Origin of the sequence: Nonomuraea typhae, from assembly GCF_009760925.1 — a bacterium.
GTDB lineage: Bacteria > Actinomycetota > Actinomycetes > Streptosporangiales > Streptosporangiaceae > Nonomuraea > Nonomuraea typhae.
The window spans coordinates 121724-141982 of the sequence record NZ_VRLV01000015.1 but is presented as its reverse complement, the minus strand read 5'-3'; the positions used below and the strand labels follow the sequence as shown (position 1 = coordinate 141982).

14 protein-coding genes are annotated in these 20259 nt (G+C 73.2%); 8 read left to right on the top strand and 6 right to left on the bottom strand.

Translation table 11 applies throughout. The features are described 5' to 3' along the window. The first annotated feature begins 94 nt into the window (after positions 1-94). The 5 genes from FVE25_RS41195 to FVE25_RS41175 all read left to right on the top strand — a co-directional run bounded on the left by FVE25_RS41195 (position 95) and on the right by FVE25_RS41175 (position 9939). Positions 95-568 carry an Lrp/AsnC family transcriptional regulator gene (locus tag FVE25_RS41195; protein WP_246268237.1) on the top strand — a complete coding sequence of 158 codons (474 nt, stop codon included), beginning with the start codon at positions 95-97 and terminating at the stop codon, positions 566-568. A 199-nt stretch (positions 569-767) separates the two neighbouring features. After that, positions 768-1712, top strand: coding sequence for a sulfotransferase domain-containing protein (locus FVE25_RS41190; protein ID WP_157252927.1), 945 nt, complete (start codon positions 768-770; stop codon positions 1710-1712). Positions 1713-1721: 9 nt separating this feature from the next. Further along, positions 1722-2924 (top strand): peptidogalycan biosysnthesis protein, encoded by a 1203-nt coding sequence (locus FVE25_RS41185; protein WP_157252926.1) that lies wholly within the window; start codon positions 1722-1724, stop codon positions 2922-2924. A gap of 15 nt (positions 2925-2939) precedes the next feature. Further along, positions 2940-4640, top strand: a complete 1701-nt coding sequence (locus FVE25_RS41180; RefSeq protein ID WP_157252925.1) for an AMP-binding protein — start codon at positions 2940-2942, stop codon at positions 4638-4640. Then, positions 4624-9939, top strand: a complete 5316-nt coding sequence (locus FVE25_RS41175) for a type I polyketide synthase (RefSeq protein WP_157252924.1) — start codon at positions 4624-4626, stop codon at positions 9937-9939. The genes FVE25_RS41180 and FVE25_RS41175 overlap by 17 nt, the downstream gene beginning before the upstream one ends. A 6-nt stretch (positions 9940-9945) precedes the next feature. Here FVE25_RS41175 and FVE25_RS41170 read toward each other — a convergent pair whose 3' ends face one another. Beyond that, positions 9946-10644, bottom strand: coding sequence for an alpha/beta fold hydrolase (locus FVE25_RS41170; RefSeq protein WP_157252923.1), 699 nt, complete (start codon positions 10642-10644; stop codon positions 9946-9948). Between the two features lie 109 nt (positions 10645-10753). On the opposite strand from FVE25_RS41170, the gene FVE25_RS41165 reads away from it, so the two are divergent. The 3 genes from FVE25_RS41165 (at position 10754) to FVE25_RS41155 (ending at position 13211) form a co-directional block, all read left to right on the top strand. Continuing rightward, positions 10754-11476: a sulfite exporter TauE/SafE family protein gene (locus tag FVE25_RS41165; RefSeq protein ID WP_157252922.1), complete on the top strand. Its 723-nt coding sequence runs from the start codon at positions 10754-10756 to the stop codon at positions 11474-11476. A 62-nt stretch (positions 11477-11538) separates the two neighbouring features. Next, entirely contained in the window at positions 11539-12024 is a 486-nt protein-coding gene (locus tag FVE25_RS41160; RefSeq protein ID WP_157252921.1) for a SigE family RNA polymerase sigma factor, read from the top strand. Continuing rightward, on the top strand, positions 12021-13211 hold the full coding sequence (locus FVE25_RS41155) for a hypothetical protein (RefSeq protein ID WP_157252920.1): 1191 nt from the start codon (positions 12021-12023) through the stop codon (positions 13209-13211). The genes FVE25_RS41160 and FVE25_RS41155 overlap by 4 nt, the downstream gene beginning before the upstream one ends. On the opposite strand, the gene glgX is transcribed toward FVE25_RS41155, so the two are convergent. Genes glgX through FVE25_RS41130 form a run of 5 tightly spaced genes read right to left on the bottom strand, consistent with a single transcriptional unit; the run spans position 13190 to position 20207 of the window. After that, a complete protein-coding gene (gene glgX / locus FVE25_RS41150) occupies positions 13190-15739 on the bottom strand; it encodes a glycogen debranching protein GlgX (protein ID WP_246268235.1) in 2550 nt (849 codons plus the stop codon). The genes FVE25_RS41155 and glgX overlap by 22 nt on opposite strands. Beyond that, positions 15732-16961, bottom strand: a complete 1230-nt coding sequence (locus tag FVE25_RS41145) for a CHAT domain-containing protein (protein WP_157252919.1) — start codon at positions 16959-16961, stop codon at positions 15732-15734. The genes glgX and FVE25_RS41145 overlap by 8 nt, the downstream gene beginning before the upstream one ends. After that, the gene (locus FVE25_RS41140) at positions 16958-18871 is read right to left on the bottom strand and encodes a vWA domain-containing protein (protein ID WP_157252918.1); all 1914 of its coding nucleotides are present in this window, start codon (positions 18869-18871) and stop codon (positions 16958-16960) included. Before FVE25_RS41140 ends, FVE25_RS41145 begins: the two co-directional genes overlap by 4 nt. Further along, positions 18868-19836, bottom strand: a complete 969-nt coding sequence (locus tag FVE25_RS41135) for an AAA family ATPase (protein ID WP_157252917.1) — start codon at positions 19834-19836, stop codon at positions 18868-18870. The genes FVE25_RS41140 and FVE25_RS41135 overlap by 4 nt, the downstream gene beginning before the upstream one ends. Beyond that, on the bottom strand, positions 19833-20207 hold the full coding sequence (locus FVE25_RS41130) for a CU044_2847 family protein (protein ID WP_157252916.1): 375 nt from the start codon (positions 20205-20207) through the stop codon (positions 19833-19835). The genes FVE25_RS41135 and FVE25_RS41130 overlap by 4 nt, the downstream gene beginning before the upstream one ends. Positions 20208-20259: the final 52 nt, after the last annotated feature.

Genomic DNA, 20259 nt, shown 5'->3' with positions numbered 1-20259 from the left:
CGGTGCCTTTCATCAGGGGTTCTGTCGCGCCACGCTAGCCGGGCAGCCGATCGAAGCGATGGTGAAATTTCGCGCGATGGCGCAATATTTTCGCGTGGACGACATCGACAACCGCCTGCTCGACCTGCTCCAGCACGACGCCGGCCGGACCCTGTTCGAGCTCGGCGAGCTGGTGGGCCTGTCACCGAGCGCGGTGCAGCGCCGCATCGCCCGTTACCGTGCCGACGGAGTGATCGCCAGGGAGGTCGCCGTGCTCGACCCGCGCCGGCTGGGCGCCGTGGTCCTCGCCACGGTCCTGGTCACGCTGCTGCATGAAACGGTCGGGCAGCACGCGGCCTTCGCCGAGAAGATGCACCGGACGCCGCAGGTCCAGCAGTGCTACAGCGTCGCCGGGCCGTACGACTACGTGGTCATCCTGTCGGCGGCCAGCGTGCACGAATGCGGCCTGCTGGGGAACCGGCTGTTCAAGGACGACGACAACGTCAAGCGCTACGAGACGCTGATGGTGTTCGACACGGTCAAGGCCGGGCTGGCCATCCCGCTGGGCGAGGCCCGCCACCAAGGCTGACCGGCCACCTGGCCGCCACGCGGGGAGTGTCTTGCCAATCGCAAATGCCTCGATAAACAGTGCATTGTGCTGACAAATATCCCTTTCGGGGAGTTATCCGACAATGTGCATTCCCTATCCACCAGATCAGGAATATTGCTAAATCATAGGATAAATACCTCTCTTCCGTTATTGGGGGAGGGTGATTAAAATCACGTTGATGACGACGCATCTGGCCCGTTACCTCACGCCGATGGAGGACAGCTCCCGGTGGGACGGGTTCGAATTCCGGCCGGGCGACATTGTCATCAATTCGCCGGCGAAGTGCGGCACCACCTGGACCCAGATGATCTGCGCGCTCCTGATCTTCCAGACGCCCCGGTTACCCGGCCCGCTGTCGAGCCTCTCACCCTGGATCGACATGCTCGTGCGGCCGAAACAGGAGGTCTGGGAGCGGCTGGCCGCGCAGCGGCACCGCCGTTTCATCAAAACCCACATTCCGCTCGACGGCATTCCGGCCGACCCGCGGGTCACCTACATCACCGTGGGCCGGGACCCGCGCGATGTGGCCATCTCCCTGCGCAGCCACGGCAAGAACCTCAAGCGTGAGGTGATTCGCCGGCTGATCCACCAGGCCGCGGGCCCCGGCGGCGGGACGGCCGATCCGCCGATCGACGGCCACGACGAGCGTGATCTCCTCGACGAACGCACGTACTTGTTACGGTGGGTGGACAACGACGACTCCCCCCACGTCAACCTCGACTCGCTGCGGGCGCTGATCTGGACGCAGAGCCGCGCCTGGCTGCGCCGCGCGGAGCCGAACGTCGTCCTGCTGCACTACGCCGACCTCTCCGCCGACCTCGCCGGCCAGATGCGCCGTCTCGCCGTACGGCTGGGCGTCGAGATCGACGAGAGCAGGTGGCCGGAACTGGTCGAGGCGGCCACCTTCCAGCAGATGCGCAAACGGGCGACCGACCTGGCGCCGGACGAGCAGCTGGGCTACATCCGCGATCGCGAACGTTTCTTCCGCAGCGGCGGGACGGGCGAATGGCGGCGGTTCCTCACCGATGAGGACCGGGCGCACTACGACCGCCGGACGGCCGGGCTCGCGGAGCCGGACCTGCTCGACTGGCTCCATCACGGGGCCGGCGGATCCCGTGACTGACGTGCCCCGATGACGCACCAGAGCCTGCCGGAGGTGCCGCCCGAGCTCGTGACGGTCGAGCGGGTCCGCTCGCTGGGCGAGATTTCCGTGCACGGGTGGGAGGACGTCGCCGATCCGCAGGACCTGTTCCAGAGCCACGCGTGGCTGACGGCCCTCGAGCGCTCCGGGGACGGGCCGGTCACGTACCTGATCGCCCGCCGCCCCGGGCAGGCGCGCATCCTCGGCGCCCTGCCCCTGTTCGACGCGCCCCCCAGCCGTGGCGACTACCTGAGCTGGCCGGAGCTCCACTTCCGCGATCTCCTGCCTGCCGCGAACCCGCGGGGCGGCCGGCTGGGACTGCTGGCCGGTTCCTGCGCGGGATTCGGCACGCGGCTCGTCGTGGACCGCGGCCTGCCGGGTCCGGCCAGGGCGGCGGTGCTGAGGGCGCTCCGGGACGCCGCCGGTGAGGTGGCGGCCGAGCGCGGCCTGCCGTACACCTTCTTGTTGTTCCTCGACGCCCGCGCGTGGCGGGACCTCGCCCCGGTCGCGGGCGGCGGCGACCACCGTCGGCTGGCCGGTGTGGCGCAGACCGAGCTGGAGCTCCCCGGCGCGGGCTTCGAGGACTACCTGGCGACGCTGCCGCGGAACACCCGCACCGGCGTCCGCAGGGAGACGGGGGTTTTCGCCAGGGCCTGCCGGACCGAGATCGTCCCGCTGCGCGAAGCCATCGCGACCGTCGCGCCGATGATCGTGAACGTGCGGGCCGGGCACGGCGTGCCGTACAGCGTGGACACGGTCGCGCGGCGGCTCTCGGTGTACGCGTCCGCGCTGGGAGACGGGGCGTCGATGGCGGTGCTGTGCCGGGCGCAGGGGCGGGTCGCCGGCGCCGGGGTGATGTGCCGCTGGCACGACCGGCTGTACGTGACGGACTTCGGCCGCCCCGGCGAGGAAGGGCCGGACGCGTTCGTCTACTTCAACGCGGCCATCTACGAACCTGTCAAGTACGCCTACGCCGCGGGGCTGGCGACAGTCGTCACCGGCGCAGGGGCGGAGATGGGCAAGGCCCGGCGGGGTTCGGCCGTGCTCCCGCTGGTGCACCTGGCGTGGGCGGCCGGAGAGCGCACGGACGGCCGGATCGGCGTCTCGCCCGCGGAGAACCACGAGGAGCACTGGCGCCGGCTCCGCAGCGCGCACCCCGGGTACTTCCACCCGGTGTGGGACGAGCTGTTGTGAACGAGGGAGGTAGGCGTGAACCCTGGACTTCTCGGGCGGGTGCCTCGTCACCCGGACGGGATCGCCCTGGTTGACGAGGATCGTGAGATCACCTTCGGTGAGGTCGCCGCGCTCGGTGAGGAAGCCGGCGGGGCGGTCCGGAGGCATCGCCTGAAGCACCGTGTGGTGGGCGTGCCGGCCCGGCGCAGCGCCGAGTTCGTCGCACGGATCGCCGGGGTCTGGGGCGCGGGCGCCGTCCCGGCGATCCTGGGGGACTGGGGCCCAGAGCGGGTGCGGAGCGCGCTGACGGCCGCCGGCGCGGCTGCGGTCTTCGGGCCCGACGGCCTGGAACCGCTGGACACCGGCGAGGACGGCGGCCCGCGCGGCGAGGGCATGGCGGACGTCAGTCATGTCCTCTTCACCTCCGGCACGACCGGCAGGCCCAAGGGGATCGTCGTCGGGCGAGCCGCCTTCGAGGCCGCCAGCCTGGCGTTCTTCGCGGAACTGCCCATGGACGCGGCCGATCGGGTCGCCTTCCTCAGCAGGCCCGGCCACGATCCGAGCCTGCGGGAGCTGATCGCGCCCTGGGTCACGGGCGCGACGTTGTTCATCCCCGGCGGCGGCACGGCCGCGGACCCCCGGCTGACGGCGGACTGGCTCGCCGAGCACGCCATCACCGTGCTCCAGGGGTCGCCGGTCCTGCTGCAGCTCGTGGCGGGCGCGTCGCGGCGGCCACTGCACAGCCTGCGGCTGGTCTGCTCGGCGGGGGCCCGGCTCACGGCCGCGGCGCTGCGGGAGACGACCCGGTTCGCCCCGCGGGCCACCGTCGTCAACTGCTACGGCGCGTCGGAGACTCCGCAGGTCGTGTGCATGCACCGGATGCCGCCCGGCGCGGGGGCCGCCGGCGAGGACCCGATACCCATCGGACGCGCGCTCGGCCATGCCCTCGTCAAGATCGTTCCCGCTGGAGAGCCCGAAGGCCGCCTCCACGTGGAGGCCGCCGCCTGCGCGCTCGGCTACACCGACGGGACCCCGCTGCTGGCGCCCGGGCACAACGGCCGGCGCTGGTACGACACCGGTGACGTCGTGCGGCTGCTGCCGGACGGCTCGATGTGCTTCGTCAGGCGGGCGGACCGGCAGGTCCAGGTCAACGGCGCGCGGGTGGAGCTGGACGAGATCGAGTGCGTGGCCGCCAAGGCCGAAGGGGTCGTCGCGGCGGTGGCGACGTTCGCCGAGGACGCCGGAGGCGTCGGCGCCGTGCGCCTGAGCGTCGTACGGAGCCCCGCGGCTGAGGTGGACGTCGATGAGCTGCGCCGGGTGCTGCGCGACCATCTGGATCCGGCGGTCATGCCCGCGAGCATCGAGGTGTGCGACGCCTTGCCCGAGGGCGGGGCGGAGAGCATCGAGGTTCAGGCGGCGGGCATCGAGGTCAGTGCCGCTTTGCCCGAGGTCCGGGCGGCGAGAATCGAGGTTCATGACGCACGGGCCGAGGTCCGGGTGGCGACGCTGCGGGAGGTGCTGCGCGAGAGCGCGCGGTCCGCGCTCGGCCGGGACCGGATCGACCCGGACGGCGGCTTCTTCGAGGCCGGCTTCACCTCGATGTCCCTCATGCGGTTCGTCGCGGACGTCTCCGTCCGCCTCGGCGCCGAGATCTCCCCGCTGCTGGTCTTTCAATACCCCACCTTGAACGCCTTTGCCGACTACCTGCGGGAGAACCTCGATGGGCAACCTCGTTGAGCCGATCGCGATCATCGGGATGGCCGGCCGGTTCCCCGCCGCGGCCGATACCCGGCAGCTCTGGCGGAACCTGGTGGCCGGGCGGGAGGCGGTGCGCTTCCCGTCCGGCGACGAGCTCCGCTCGAGGGGCGTGCCGCGGGAGGTCCTGGACGACCCGGCCTACGTCCGGGCGGTGGCGGAGCCGGAGGGCCTCGACCTGTTCGACGCCGGGTTCTTCGGCCTGACCCGGCGCGAGGCCGAGGTGTGCGACCCGCAGCTGCGGCTGTACCTGGAGACGGCGCACGCCGCCGTCGAGAACGCCGGCTACGACGCCCTGCGGCTCGGCAGGGCGGGCGTGTTCTCGTCGGTCGCCGCGAACCGCTACGGGATCGGCCGCGTCCTCGGCAACGTGGCGGCGCTCCGCAGCGCCACCGGCATGGCGGCCGGCATGTGGAACAACCCCGACAGCGCCTCCACGCTGGTCTCGTACAAGCTGAACCTGCACGGCCCCAGCATGACCGTGCAGACCGCGTGTTCGAGCTCGCTCGTGGCCGTGCATCTCGCCGTGAACGCGCTGCGGCTGCACGAGTGCGACGTCGCCCTGGCCGGCGGCGCCGACGTCGAGTTCCCCGTCGGTCACGGGTACCGGTGGGCCCAGGACGGCCCGCTGAGCCGGGACGGGCACTGCCGGCCCTTCGACGCGGCGGCCAGCGGTACGATCTTCGGCAGCGGCGCCGGCGTCGTGGTGCTCAAGCGCCTGGCCGACGCCCTGGCCGGCGGCGACCGGATCTCCGCGGTGATCCGGGCCGTGGCGGTCAACAACGACGGCGCGAACAAGGTCGGCTTCGCCGCGCCCAGTGCCGACCGGCAGGCGGAGGTCGTGCTGCGGGCCATGGAGGCCGCGGGCGTCGGCCCCGGGGACATCGGGTACCTGGAGGCGCACGCCACCGCGACCCGGCTGGGTGACGCCATCGAGATCGCGGCGCTGAAGAAGGCGTTCGGGACGGTTGCCGGGCGGCGCCCCATCGGGTCGGTCAAGGGGAACGTGGGGCACCTGGGCCACGCGGCGGGCATCACCTCGCTGATCAAGGCCGCGCTGGCGCTGCAGCATGAGCAGATCCCCGCGAGCATCAACCTCGAGCGGGTGAACCCGCTCCTCGGCCTCGAGGACTCTCCGTTCTTCGTCAACGACACGCTGCGGCCCTGGCCGCGCTCGGCCGGTCACCGGCGCCTGGCGGGCGTCAGCTCCTTCGGCATCGGCGGTACGAACGCGCACGCGATTCTCGAGGAGGCGCCGATTCGCGCGCCCGTCCCGGCCGCGGACTCCCCGCAGCTCATCGTGTGGTCGGCACGCACGCCCGCCGCGGCCGCCGCCTACCCGGAGCGCCTCGCCCGATCCTTCGGCGACAGCGCGGACCCGCTGGCGAGCGTCGCCTTCACCCTGCAAACCGGCCGCACGCCGTACCCGGTGCGCGGCGCCGTCGTGGCCGAGAGCGTGCCCGACGCGGCCGCCGCCGTCCTCGACCCCGCGCGGCGCGTCGTCACCCCGGAGGACCAGGCGGAACGGAGCACCGTGTTCCTGTTCCCGGGAGACGGGGCGCAGCACGCGCGCATGGCGGCCGAGCTCCACCGTACCGAGCGGGAGTTCGGTGCGGCGCTCGGCGAATGCCTCGATCTCTTCGAGGAGTACGGCCTGCCGCAGCGGCAGACCTGGGAGCAGGCGGCGGACGACACCTCGCTCTTCGGCGTCGAGTACGCGCTGGGGCGGCTGTGGCAGGCGCTGGGCGTCGAGCCGGACGCCGCGCTCGGCCACGGCATCGGGGAGTTCGCGGCCGCCGCGCTCGCCGGGGTGTTCACGCTCCCCGAAGCGGTGCGGCTGGTCGTCGCCAGGTCCCGCGCCCTGGCCATGTCACCCCGAGGCGCGCAGGTGGCGGTCGCGGCCGGCGTGGAGACCGTGGCGCCGCTGCTGTCCGGGAGCCTCGGCGTCGCCCTGGTGGACGGCGACCGGCGGACGGTCGTCGGCGGATCGGCGGCCGACGTGCGCCGCTTCGTGGACGAGGTCCTGGCCGGGGCGGGGCTCGCCGCGTCCCGGCTCAGGTCGCGGCACGTCCTGCACACCCCCGAGGCGATGGAGCGGTTCCGGGCGGCCTTCGACGGCATCGAGCCGCGCGCCCCCCGGTGGCCGGTTTACGCCGCGTCCGCGGGCGGCCCGGCGCCGGTGGAAAACGTGGACTTCTGGCTCCGGCAGGCCACCCGGCCCGTCCTGGCCGAGCAGGCGCTCGAGGCCGTGCTGTCCGGCGGCGACCGCGTGCTGGTGGAGGCGGGTCCCGGCCGCACGCTCACCACCCTGGCCCGCGCCCATCCCCAGGTACGCGCCAAGCGCCACCTGGTGGTGGCGACGCTCCCGGCCGGGCCGTCCAAGGGCGCCACAGAACGCGCCTCGTTCCTTCATGCCCTGGCCCGGCTGTGGACCCTGGGCGCGGAGGTGAACTGGCCGTCGCCGGGTTCCCGGGAACGCCTGCCGCTGCCGGGTTACCCGTATGAGCGTGCGCGGCACTGGATCGAGCAGACGCCGCCGCCCGCCCGCGAGGCGCCGGCCCGCCGGGCGGTGTTCCGGCTGCCCACGTGGGTGGAGGCCGCACCCGCCGGGCACCGCGACCCCGGTGTGCGATCCCTGGTCTTCCTGCCCGGCGACGCGGAGCGCGCCGGCGAACTGGCCGTCCTGCTCGACGGGGCCGGGTGGGACGCGGTGCTGGTACGGCACGGCCCCGCGTATACCGAAAAATCCGGTGATTTCGTGATCCGGCCCCGGCGCTCGGAGGACGTCGTCCGCCTGCTCGAGGAACTGCGCGACACGCGGCGCTACCCGGAGCTCATCGTCGACGCCACCCAGCTCGGCGACCTGGCCGAACCCAGTCTGAGCACCATCGACGGCCAGCTCGACGCCGGTTTCCACCGGATCGTCGAGCTGGTGCGGGAAACGGCGCGGCGGGCACCCGACGGCCGCGGCCGCGGCCTCCTGGTCGTCACCGAACGGGCCGTGGACGTGACGGGCGGCGAGACCGTGCACCCGGTGCGGGCCATGCTGCTCGGACTCCTGCGCAGCCACATGCTCGAGAGCCCCCGCACCGGATGCAAGCTCGTCGACGTCGGGAGCGGCGTCACCGGCGATCGGCTGCTCGCGGAGCTGCGCGCACGATCGGGGATCGTGGCCCTGCGGGGCGATCGGCGCTGGGTCCCCGGCGAGCGGGAGTGGGCTCCCGGCGAGCGGGAACGGATCGCCGGCGGGCGGGATCGGATCGCCGGCGGGCGGGATCGGATCGCCGGCGGGCGGGATCGGATCGCCGGCGGGCGGGATCGGATCGCCGGCGGCGCGGGTCGGCCCGGCCTGCGACGCGGGGGCGCCTACGTCATCACCGGCGGGCTCGGCGGCCTCGGCCTGGCCGTGGCCCGTGGCCTGGCGGAGACCGGCCTGCGACCGCGGTTGCTGCTGCTGGGGCGGCACGTGGCGGACCGGCACGATGCCGCGCTTCGCGAGCTCGGGGCGCTCGGCGCCGAGTGCCACGCCGAGGCGTGCGACGTGACCGACGTGGCCGCGCTGCGGCGCGCGATCGGCTCCTTCGGGGCCGTCGACGGGGTGTTCCACCTCGCCGGCGTGGCGGGTGGAGGCATGCTCCGGTTCCGGACGCGGGAGCAGCTGTCGGCGACGCTCGCGCCGAAGGTCCACGGCACGTTGGCCCTGGTCGAGGTGCTGCGGGGCCGGGATCTCGACTTCTTCGTGGCCTTCTCCAGCCGGGCGGCGCTCAGGGGCCTGGCGGGCGGCGCCGACTACGCCGCGGCGAACGCCTTCCTCGACGCCGTGGTCCGCGCGCAGCCCTTGGCGGGCTGCGTCTCGACGACCGTCAACTGGCCGTCCTGGGCCGAGGCCGGCATGGCCGCCCGCCAGGGGCGGCCGCCGGGTCCGGGGACGGACGAGCGGCGGTGGTCGGCCCCGCTGTCGGCGGAGAACTACCCGATCCTGGACGAACACCGCCTGGACGGCGTGCCGGTGCTGCCGGGCACCGCCCAGGTCGACTTCGTCCTGCGGGCCTTCCGCGAGGCGATCGGCCACCCGGACGGCCGCTCCGCGCACCTGCGTCACATGATCTTCCGGCAGCCGATCACCGCGCCGGAGCCGGTGTCGCTCGAGGTCGGGTTCGAGCCGCACGGGGACCTCTGGCGGTTCACCGTACGGACCGCGCCGCCCGGCGCCTCCGGGGACCATCGTGTCCACACGACGGGTGAGATCCGGCTGGTGGAGGCCAGGGCCGTGCACGTGGACCTGGACGCGCTGCGCGCGTCGCTGCCCGAGCGGCGGGTGCCCGTCAACGATCCCGGCAACCGGCTGTTCACCGTCGGCCCGCGGTGGCCGCAGGAGGAGCTCTGGGGCTCCGGGGAGGACGGCGGCACGCGGCTCGCCGTACTCACCTTTCCCGAGGCGTTCGGACCCGAGCTCGGCGAGCATGCCCTGCACCCCACCCTCCTGGACGCGGCGGTGTCACTGGCGCGCGACCCCGACCACGAGCCGCCGCACGCGCCCTTCGCCTACCAGTCGATCGTGGTGCACCGGCCGATCCCGGCCCGCGCCTACAGCCGCATCCGCCGTCGCCCGAGCGCTCCGGACACGATCGTGGCCGACGTCGACGTGCTGACGGCCACGGGTGAGGTCGCCGTCGAGGTCAGGGGCTTCACCATGCGGCGCGTGGACGAGTCCATGGTCGCCTCCGACGCCGGCCGTACCGAGCGCGGCGGGATCACCTCCGCGACCGGGGTGAGCATGTTGCTGCGCGTCCTGGGCGGGCTCGGCCCCCGGCAGGTGGCGATCACCGTGGCGGGGGAGGACGCGGTCCTCAGGAACCTCGAGAACGTGCCGGACGCCGCCGGCGGCGAGCGGCCGGGCACGCCCGATTCGGCGACGGACGAGGCGGCGGACGAGGCGGCGGATGAAGCGTCGGGTGAGGCGATGGATGCGGCGGTGGATCCGGCGCCGGATGTGGTGGTGGCTACGGCGACGGGTGCGGCACCGGCTGCGGCGATGGATGGGGCGATGGACGCGGCGTCGCTCGCGGCGCGGCTGACGGAGATGTGGTGCGCCGAGTTCGGCGTGGAGTCACTCGGCCCCGACGACAACTTCTTCGACCTGGGCGGCGACTCGTTCACCGCGGTGGGGCTGGTCGAGGAGATCCGCAGGGGATTCGACGTGGACATCGGCATCGCCGCGATCTTCGACCATCCGACCGTGGCCGAGCTGACCGCGGAGCTGCGGCGGCTGACCGAGTGACCGGGGTCAGCCGCGCAGTTCCCCGGCCCATGCGCGGAGGGTCTCGGGGGGCAGCCGCTCGACGACGTCGTGGCCGCCGCCGATCATGTGGACTGTCAGATACGCGGTCGTGTACCGGCTCCAGTCGTCGAGGCACTCGGCGTTCCAGGAGCTGGCGTCACCGGTGGCGCCGACCGCGATGATCGGCGCCTTGAGCGTCGGGCGCGGGTCCGCCTCCAGATAGCGGTTGAGCAGCCGGTATTCGGCGCGCCACAGCCGCGCGTACTCGGGAAGGGCCGCGGTCTCCCTGATGTGGGGCGGCGCCTCGATCTCCTCGGCCAGCGCCCGGTCCGGCAGCTCGGCCAGAGGCGAGAGGGGAGTGCGGTGCGGCGGGTACTGGCACATGAGGACGGCGCCGCGAAGCCGCTCCTCCAGGTGCCGGGCCGCCTCCAGGCAGACCAGCCCGCCCATGCTGTGGCCGGCCAGCACGACGTCCGTGGCGCCGGAGCGTGCGATGACGGCGGCGAGCGCCGCGCCGCGCTCGTCGATGGGGACCGCGCGCATCGGCTCGCTCCAGATGGCCCGGTGGATGACGGGTTCCCAGCCGGGTGCGTTCCACCGGTCCACGAAGGCCGTCCTGCCGCCCAGGCCGGGGACGAAGACGACGGCCGGGGCGCCATCGAGTGCCGGGCTGACGACGTAGTGCCCAGGCTCCTGACCAGCCACGTGATTTTCTCCTAATTTATGGTAATTGCCAGGAATTCATGATGGGTGGCTAATCCGCTTTACCGAGAATACTGGTCTATTTCAGGAGATCTATGGCAAAGTGTGAGAGATGTCCACGCTGCTGGCCGCCGCCGTGATCATCCTTCTCGCGTCAACGGTGCACGCGGTGACCGGATTCGGATACGCCCTCGTCGCCACTCCGCTGCTGGCCCTCACCGTCGACCCCCACACCGCGGTGGTCGCCACCACGATGTCCGCCCTGGCCATGACCGTCACGATCGCCGTGCGCCAGCGTCACCACGCCGAGTGGAAGGTGGCCATGATCGCGATGGCCGGGATCGTCGTCGGCATGCCCATCGGCCTGTGGGTGTACGCGGTGACCTCCGAGCGCGTGCTCACCGCGCTGATCGGCGTCGGCGTCCTGGGCTGCACGGTGATGGTGTGGCGGCAGGTGAAGGTGCACGGCAACGTCCCGGTCCTGGTGGGAGTCGGCCTGCTCTCCGGCGCGCTGTCCACCTCCACCGGCACCAACGGGCCGCCCATGGTCGCCGCCTTCCAAGGCATGGGCTACGAGCCCGAGAGGTTCCGCGCCACGCTCGCCGCGGTGTTCGCCGGCACCAGCGTGCTCAGCCTGGTCGGGTTCGCCGTGGCCGGCGAGGTGAACACCCAGTCAATCTGGATCGGCCTCGTGGGCCTGCCCATCGTGCAACTGGGCTGGTACGCCGGCAACGCCGTCTTCAAGCGCATCGACGCCGACCGCTTCCGCAAGGTGCTGCTGGTGGCGCTCCTCGTCAGCGCGGTCGTCACCCTCGCCGCCGCGGTGACCGGCTGACGCCGGACCCCCGATTTCCGGACGGACCCAACCGTTCACCCCCTCCCGCGCGTCTTCTCTATATGACGGATTCCGCGGCGTTCGAAGCCTTCGTCGCCGCCTGGCACCCGCGGCTGCTGCGCGCGGCCATCCTCATCAGCGGCGACAGGCACGTGGCCGAGGACGTGCTCCAGGATGCCCTGATCAAGCTGGCGCGCCGCTGGCCGAAAGTGCACACCGACCCGGCCGGCTATGTGCGCACCACCTTGTACAGGGACGTGGCGTCCAGGTGGCGCAGGCGGCGGGAGTTCGCCTACGAGGAGCCGCCCGACCACGCGGATCACGACACTTCGGGGGACTCGGACCTGAAGGTGGTCTTCGCCCGCGCGCTGACCAGGCTGCCGGTGAGGCAGCGGGCGGTGCTGGTGCTGCGCTTCTACGAGGACCTGCCCGTCGGAGAGGTCGCCGCGATCCTCGGAGTCTCGTCCGGGACGGTGAAGAGCCAGACGCACGCGGCGCTGAAGCGGTTGCGCGAGGTCGCTCCCGAGCTGGAGGAGGTGCTGATATGACGGACCAGCGGCTGCGGGAGCTCTTCAGGGACCTGGCCGAGACCCTGCCGGAGGGGACGTCGCACGCGGGCGAGCTGTGGCGGCTGCGCACGCGCAGCCGTGCCCGCCGCCGGTGGGCGGTGGCCGCGGTGGCCGTGACGGCCGCGCTGGTCGCGGCGGGGATCGTCGTGTTCCCGCAGAAGGCCGAGCGCGCCGGCACGGTGACCCCGGCCGCGACGCTCACGCCCCCGGCCCCCGCGACGCTCACGCGCCCCGCCCCCGCGACGCGTTCGATGGACCGGGCGCCCGCGGCCCGCGCCGAGCAGGGGTTGCCCGGGCTGGCGGCCGCGCTGCCGGAAAAATGGGCTGAAATCCCCGTCGTGAGCTGGGCTCCCGGACCTGTCGTGGCGCTGGCGGAGTTCGGCGACGGGCGGATCTACATGATGAAGGCCGGTGGCCGCATCCCCCTCGAGGTGAAGCCGGCCGACTCCGTGGACGCCGACGGCAACCGCGGGACGCCGCTGAAGCCCAACTCGCTGGCCCCCGACGGGACGAAGGCCGCCTTCCCGCAGAAGGACGAGGTGGTGGTCGTCGACCTCGTGATCGGCCAGGCCAGGCGTTACCCTCTGCCCGGGTTCAACGAGGTGGTGCTCTGGCGCGGCGAACGTCTCCTCGTCGAACAGGAGAAGGCGAACTACCTGCTCGACCTGGCCACCGGGAAGGCGCGGCGGCAGCCGTACAAGGGCTTCGCGGGTGTGGCGGGCTACCGCGACCTCAGGATCGTCTCGCCCGCGGCCGGCGGCTGGACGGTCCTTCAGGAGGGCGGGTCGGAGGTGCGGCTGGACGTCCAGGGCGTCACCGACAAGGGCGGCATGCCCGTGGGCGTCCTGGGCAACCACGGATGGCAGCGTGACGGCCTCGTCGCCCAATCGGCCTCCGCCCCCGGCCGGCCGGGGCAGGCCGACGTCGTCGTCGTGGCCGAGATCGCCACCGGACGGGTGGTCAGGACGCTGCTGCTGCCCTGGGGCGACTCTCCCGACATGCGGTGCGGGAAGGGCGGCTGCCCCGTGCGCGGCTGGATGAGCCAGGACACGGTGGTCATCGAGAGCAAGGACAGGCTGCTCGGCTGGAACATCACCACCGGCGAGCTGGCCCGCGTCGCCGAGCTGCCCGACGAGGTGATCGCCTACTCGCTGCGCCCCGGGTGAGCGGCCGCCCGCCTCAGCAGGTGCAGGGAACGAGGCTGGAGCGGCACGGCGCTTCCGCCCGGTCGCGCCGGGCCCTCCGTGCCGGGCGTCCGCTCCGCGAAGGTGTCGATCAGCGGCCGCCACCACCAGCCGGGCCGGGGCAGGACGAAGGTCACCGGCTCGTGCCGGCAGTTGAGAAGCACCAGGAACGTGTCGTCCACGATCGGCCGGCCCCGCTCGTCGGACTCGGTGATGGCCTGCCCGTTCAGCAGGATCGCCACCGCCTCGGCCAGGGCCGTTCGCTGCTCCGGCGGGCTCAGCTCCGCGCCCGAAGGGGCGAACCAGGCCAGGTCCGGCCCGCTGCCCGCGAGGCGCCCGGGGACCTGGCCGACGAAGAAGCGGCGGCGCCGGAAGATCGGATGCTCGCGCCGCAGCCCGGACAGCAGGCGGACGAAGTCCAGCAGTTCGCCGTTCGTCCGGGCGAGCGACCAGTCCAGCCAGGTCGTCTCGTTGTCCTGGCAGTAGGGGTTGTTGTTGCCCGCCTGGGTGCGGCCGAACTCGTCGCCGTGCAGCAGGAGCGGTACTCCCTGCGACAGGAACAGCGTCGCCAGCAGGTTGCGGCGCTGGCGCTGGCGCAGGGCGACGATCGCGGGGTCGTCGGCCACGCCTTCCACGCCGCAGTTCCACGAGCGGTTGTCGTCGGTGCCGTCCCTGTTGTCCTCGCCGTTGGCCTCGTTGTGCTTGTCGTTGTAGGAGACCAGGTCGGTGAGGGTGAACCCGTCGTGGTGGGTGATGAGGTTGCCCGACGCCTGCGGCCGGCGGCCGGTCGTCCCGTACAGGTCGGGCGAGCCGGTGAAACGGGCGGCGAACTCCGCCACCGTCACCGCGTCGCCCCGCCACAGGCCGCGCATCGTGTCCTGGTAGAGGGCGTTCTCCTCCATCCACAGCGGCGGGAAGTTACCCACCTGCCGGCCTCCAGGGCCGACGTCGAACGTCTCGGCGATCAGCTTGACCTGGCTCAGGATCGGATCCTGCTGCATCAGCGAGAAGAAGGCGGCCAGCCGGTCGAAGTCGCCGAACGTGCGGGCCAGCGCCGGCGCGGAGTCGAAGCGGAAGCCGTCCACGTGCATCTCCAGCACCCAGTACCGGAGCGAGTCGATGACCAGCTGCAGCCCGTGCGGGGAGATGGCGTTGAAGGTGTTGCCGCAGCCGGCGTAGTCGAGGTAGCGGCGGCGGTCGGTGTCGAGCAGGTAGTAGGTCGCGTTGTCGATGCCGCGGAAGCTGAGCGTCGGCCCCCGGTGGTCGCCTTCGGCGGTGTGGTTGTAGACGACGTCGAGGATCACCTCGATGCCGGCCTCGTGCAGGCGCCTGACCATGTCCTTGAACTCGATGACCTGCTGCCCCCGCTGCCCGCTGCGGGAGTAGGCGTTGTGCGGCGCGAAGTAGGCCAGCGAGTTGTAACCCCAGTAGTTGACCAGGCCGCGCTCGATCAGCGGGTGCTCGGAGAAGAACTGGTGCACGGGCATCAGCAGCAGCGCGGTCACCCCCAGCGACAGCAGGTGCTCGATCACGGCGGGGTGCGCCAGGGCCGTGTAGCCGCCGCGCTCCTCGGGCGGCACCGCGGGGTGCAGCATGGTCATCCCGCGCACGTGCGCCTCGTAGATCAGCGTGCGATGGTACGGCGTGCGTGGCGGCCGGTCGGCGCCCCACTCGTAGAAGGGGTTGATGACCACGCTGCGCGGCATGTACGGGGCGCTGTCGCCGGTGTTGAGCGTGCCCGGGTCGTCGAAGTGGTAGGAGAACAGGGCCTCGTTCCAGGCGATGTCGCCCTCGACCGCCTTGGCGTACGGGTCGAGCAGCAGCTTCGCCGGGTTGCACCGCACCCCGGAGGCGGGGTCGTAGGGCCCGTGCACGCGGAAGCCGTACCGCTGACCCGGCATGATCCCCGGCAGGTAGCCGTGCCAGACGTACCCGTCCACCTCCGGCAGCTCGATCCTCGTCTCGCGCCGCTCGTCGTCGAACAGGCACACCTCGACCCGCTCCGCCACCTCGGAGTAGAGCGCGAAGCTCGTGCCCACGCCGTCCCAGCTCGCCCCCAGCGGGTACGGCTCGCCCGGCCAGACCTCGATGCCGTCGCCGGGAGGCCGCTCCACGGGCACCACGATCTCCTGGCGGACCGGGGCCGCGGCCGGCCGCCGTCCCACCGGCAGCTCGATCGTCCGCACCGGCACACCCCAGCGGGTGCTGATCGTGACCCAGATCGCGCCCGGCCCCTCGTCGGGCGGCAGCGCGGCGTCGGCGGTGAGCAGATAGCGCACCGGCCGGTACGTGCCGCCGAACCGGTGCACCACCAGGACCGGGTCGTCGAGCGCGGAGCAGGTGAACAGGGGCCGCGCGTCCAGCAGGCAGGTGAAGGCGAACTCCTCCTCCTCGAACGGCCACTCCTCCACCTCGGCCCGCAGGTCCACCGTCATGAGATACGTCTGGCCCGGCCGGGCCTCCCTCGGCCAGCTGATCACCGGTTCGAGCACGAGCGAGGGCTCAGTCATGGCCGCGCTCCCGCAGCCGCAGCCGGGTGTGGGGGTTGCCGAAGTACAGGTACATGAACGCGTACAGGAACTCCAGCAGCTCGCGCGGATCCTCCGGCTCGTCGGGCGTCTGGCTGTCGATCCTGGCCCGCAGGTCGCGCAGCGCCTCCGACACCGGCCGATCCTGGTCGCCGGCCAGCTCGTCCAGGATCGAGCAGGCGGTCTTCATCGCGTACGCGGTGCCGATCCTGCCGACCGTGCCGATGACCGCGGCGGCACCGTGGCGCAGGAAGCTTTCCGCGAATCCGCGCAGGATGCTGTCGCCCAGGTCGAGGTCGTTGACGAGGCGGGCGGAGTGACAGGCGTTCATGAAGACCAGGCTGTGGGAGTCGCGGATGGCGGGCAGCGGCGCCTGCAGATCCCGCACGCGCAGCCCGCCCAGCTCCAGCCGGGACGTGGTGGTTCCGTAGCGGCCGTGGCAGGCCATGTAGACCAGGCCGAGACCGCCGCGCTCGCTCCTGAGCCGGGCGAGGAAGGCGGGCAGGTCCTGGTAGGGGCGCTCGGTGAACCTGGACAGCGCCGCGAAGTCGCCCTCCATGCCCGCGCCCAGGAACGCGACGACCTCTCCCGCGCAGTCCTCCGGCTCGTCGCCCGACGGGTCGCGGCCGTCACGGTGGATCGTGGTCCACCGGGCCACCTTGATCAGCGCGCCCATCCAGCCGGGACGCAGCTCCCCGCCGGGATCCTCCGGCAGCCACAGCAGCTCCCACGGGATCTCGAAGCCGGTGTCGTCGACGATCACCAGGGCGAGGCCGGCGTCTCCCACGTGGCCGCGCAGCTCGTTGATCCAGTCGCCGATCTCGTCGTGGGTGCGCGACCACTCGCGCATGCGGTAGCGGATCTCCCGGGGGTCGAGGGCGGAGTCACCGTCGTCGGTCAGCGCGCCGAGGCCGAGCTTGGGCCGGCCGTAGCGGCGGTTGCCGGTGCGCGGCAGCAGGATCTCGCGGTGGGCGCCCATCACCAGGAAACCGTCGCCGTCCCGCTGCACGTCGAGCCGGGCGGTGTCGCCCGGCATGCGCCGCCTCGGGTCCGCGGTGAACCGCGTGAGCGTTTCGGCGACCGGCGTGACGGCGCTCTCCGGCACCAGGGGCTCCTCCGGCATCCGGGCCGGGTCGTGCGCGTCCCGCCCGAGGGATCCGCCACGCCAGGAGTCCGCGGGCCGCGCCGCCAGGCCGCCCGTCACCGCGCACCCCACCGCTCGTCCGCACCTGCCGGCTTCCGCCGCTCGTCCGGGCCGGGCATGCTCGCGCCCAGGGTGGCCGCCAGCCGTTGCGCGAGGTCGGGGTGGAGCGGGAGCGGCGGGCGCAGCAGCACCGACCGCACCCGGCTCAGCTCCGCGATCCGCGCGGCCACCTCCACCGCGTCGCGGACGCCCTCGCCCGCCCACCGGCCGCCCGCGCCGCCGCCCATGCTCGCCTCCAGCGGCACGTTGCCGAGCCCGTCGGTCACCACGACGAGCAGCGCCTCGCTCATCGGGCTCCAGCCGTGCTGAAGGGCGTGCTGGACGGCGTTCCTGGCCAGCTCGAGCCCGTGCGCCAGAGGGGTCGCCCGCCCGCGCGCCCTGGTCAGGGAGGCCGGCACCCGGGGGTCGAGCACGCTGTGCGCGACGTACCGCTCGGCCCGCAGCTCGCTCGGCGCGCCCGCGCCGCCGACCTCGACCACGCAGGCGGCCGCGCGGGCGGCGTACGCCCATTCCAGGTACGGCGTGAGCCGCCCGGCCAGGTCCCAGCCGGCGGCGCAGGTGTGGTCGAGCACCAGCGCGAGCAGCCGGTCGGGCCCCGGCATCCGCCGGTAGGCGCGCAGGTCGGCGGGCGAAAGGATCATCCCGGGACCGGAGCGGGCCGCCCCGCCCCGCCGTACCGGCTGGAACATGGCGGCCTGCATCAGCGTCGGCACCCAGGCCAGGTCGAGCAGGTCGGTGGCGCGGTCCACGCCGACCACGGCCCCGCCGCGACCGCGTACCTCCCGGCCCCGGCGCGGCGGCGGGCGGAGCGGCGTGCTTTCCTGCCGCGCCCCCGGGCCTTCGTCGGCATGCGCGCCCGGCACGGGGAACGCCGCCTCCACCGGGCCCAGCCCGAGCGGTTCGCCGCTGCCTGCGACCGGCCACGACACGATCTCCCCCGACGGCTCCTCCGGCAGCGGCACGGGCGGTCCCGGCTGCCCGGGAGGGGGAGAGGGAGACGCCGTGGGCGGGGAAGGGGGAGCGGGCGGTCTCGGGGTGTGCGCGGGCACGGTGCGGCCGGTCAGCGCGGCGGCCTCGTCCACCTCCTCGACGCCCACCGCCGCGACGCCCTTCAGCACGGCCAGTGCCCGGGCGAGCCGGGCCAGCGCCAGCAGTCCCCGCATCGACGCCTCGGGCCGATGGAGCAGCACGACCCGGTCAGCCGCCTCAGCCTCGAACCCAGGCAACGCCGCAGCACCGAATCCGGGCAGCGGCACCGGGCGGCCGACGTCCTGTGCGGGGCCGGCTCGGGCCCTCTCGCCGGCGCGGGAGCAGGCGGCGAGCACGCGCCGTACCCGGTCCCGCTCGTCCTCCGGCCACCCGGCCGGGATCTTCAGCACGAACCGGTCCAGCAGGTGCCGCGACAGGCCGCCCAGCTCGTCGCTCGGGCAGCCGGCCAGCCAGCGCACGTCGGGACGCCACCAGCGGTGCCGGCCGTGCCGTTCCAGCCCCGCCACCGGCGCGCCGAGCAGCACGGTCGCGGCCCGCCGCCCGGCCGGGCCCAGCCGTGGCAGGTCGGGTACGACCACCAGCACCGCCGAGCCGTCCTCAGGCGCCAGCGGGCCGGGGACGAGCAGATGATCCGGGTCCCGCGCGCCCGCCGCGATGCCGAGCCACAGGTCGTCCTCGGATTCGTGCGCCCCGGCCGTCACCCTCGCGGGCGCCCGGCCCGTCACCGCCGCCATCAGGTCTTCGAGCCGCTCACGCGCGCCGGCCAGCCGCTCCGGCGGGCAGTCGAGCAGCAGGATGCCGTCCAGCGCGGGCTCCACCGCGGCACACGCCAGCAGCCGATCCAGCCGGGCCGCCGGACTCATCCCGGCCGCGCTCATCCCGGCCGCGCTCATCCCGGCCCCGATCTCCTCCAGGCTCATCCCGGCTCCGATCCCGGCCGCGCGCGCGAGCGGACGAACTGCCGTAGCTGCTCCTCGTCCGCGGCGCTCCACTGGACGCCGCTCCCGGAGATCCCCGGCGAGCGCCGGTGCCGCAGGGCCGGCGGCGCCGCCTGGAGCACGTGCTCGGCCGTGATCTCCGGACTGCCCTCCAGCGCGGCCAGCGCACGGGCGGCCAGCGCCATCACCACGTCGCCCCGGTGCCCCGCCGCCTGGAACTCCAGGGCGACGTCCACGCAGAGCTGCGCCGTGGCAGGGGGAACGGGGACGTCGTAGAGCCGCTCGCGCGCCGCCAGCAGCTCGGCCCGCCGCCGCTGGTCGGCCTTCCTGCCCTCCTCCAGGAAGGCGGAACCGGCTCCGTGCCGGGCCTCGTCCATGGCCAGGACCGCCAGGAGCACCTCGCGCCGCCTGCGCGGGTCGTGGTCGCCCGTCACCTCCACCGCCAGGCCGAACCGGTCGAGCAGCTGCGGCCGCAGTCCGCCCTCCTCCGGGTTCATCGTGCCGACGAGGTTGAAGCGCACCGGCTTGTGCTCGTCGATGGCCTCCCGCTGCACGGTCAGCACGCCGGTGGAGGCGGCGTCGAGGATGAGGTTCACCACGTGGTCGTCCAGGAGGTTCACCTCGTCGATGTAGAGCATGCCGTGGCGGTCGGCCTCCTCCAGCAGGCCGGGCTGCTGCACGGGCTCGCCCCGCATGAGCTGGTCGAGCCGCCAGCCGCCCAGCACCCGGTCGTCGGTGGCGTTGATCGGCAGGGTCACGGGCAGCTCGCCGTACATCATGAGGGCGAAGGCGCGCACGAGCGTGGACTTGGCGGTGCCGCGCTGCCCGGTCACCAGGACGCCGCCGATGCCCGGCGCGACGTAGTTCAGCTCCAGCGCCCGTTTGACCGGGTCCTGCCCGACGACGTGCGCGTACGGCAGGATGGCCGCTTCCGGGGGATTCTTCACCGGTCCTGCAGATTCCACCGCATCGTCACCTGGAGCTGCGCCCCCGCCCCGGCCTTGGCGACCACGGCGCCCACCTCGGAATCCAGCTTGATCGCCACCTGCAGCTCGAACTCGTCGGGACGGACCGCGGCGCCCAGGTCCGACAGCCCTTCGGCCACCCGCGCCGCGCAACTGCGCGCCAGCTCCACGCCTTCGCCGAACACGTCCCGGGCCATCGTCACCACGCGTCGCGCCGGTTCGGCCCTGACCTCCACCTCCGCGTAGATCTGCGCGGGATCGACCTCGACGGCCTGCTCCACCTCCACGTAGATCGGCCGCAGACCGTTCAGTTCGGGCGAGGTCCGGCTGGGGTCGCTTCTGACGATGAGCACGCTGGCTCCCTCCCGTTGGTGTGGCACACCCGGATTGTCCGCGAGGACCGCC

What these genes read in the sequence shown, in the direction of transcription:
- FVE25_RS41185 (WP_157252926.1), top strand. Translation starts at nt 1,722, where the DNA reads ATGACGCACCAGAGCCTGCCGGAGGTGCCGCCCGAGCTCGTGACGGTC.
- FVE25_RS41160 (WP_157252921.1), top strand. Translation starts at nt 11,539, where the DNA reads ATGACGGATTCCGCGGCGTTCGAAGCCTTCGTCGCCGCCTGGCACCCG.
- FVE25_RS41190 (WP_157252927.1), top strand. Translation starts at nt 768, where the DNA reads ATGACGACGCATCTGGCCCGTTACCTCACGCCGATGGAGGACAGCTCC.
- FVE25_RS41140 (WP_157252918.1), bottom strand. Translation starts at nt 18,871, where the DNA reads ATGAGCCTGGAGGAGATCGGGGCCGGGATGAGCGCGGCCGGGATGAGC.
- glgX (WP_246268235.1), bottom strand. Translation starts at nt 15,739, where the DNA reads ATGACTGAGCCCTCGCTCGTGCTCGAACCGGTGATCAGCTGGCCGAGG.
- FVE25_RS41175 (WP_157252924.1), top strand. Translation starts at nt 4,624, where the DNA reads ATGGGCAACCTCGTTGAGCCGATCGCGATCATCGGGATGGCCGGCCGG.
- FVE25_RS41165 (WP_157252922.1), top strand. Translation starts at nt 10,754, where the DNA reads ATGTCCACGCTGCTGGCCGCCGCCGTGATCATCCTTCTCGCGTCAACG.
- FVE25_RS41155 (WP_157252920.1), top strand. Translation starts at nt 12,021, where the DNA reads ATGACGGACCAGCGGCTGCGGGAGCTCTTCAGGGACCTGGCCGAGACC.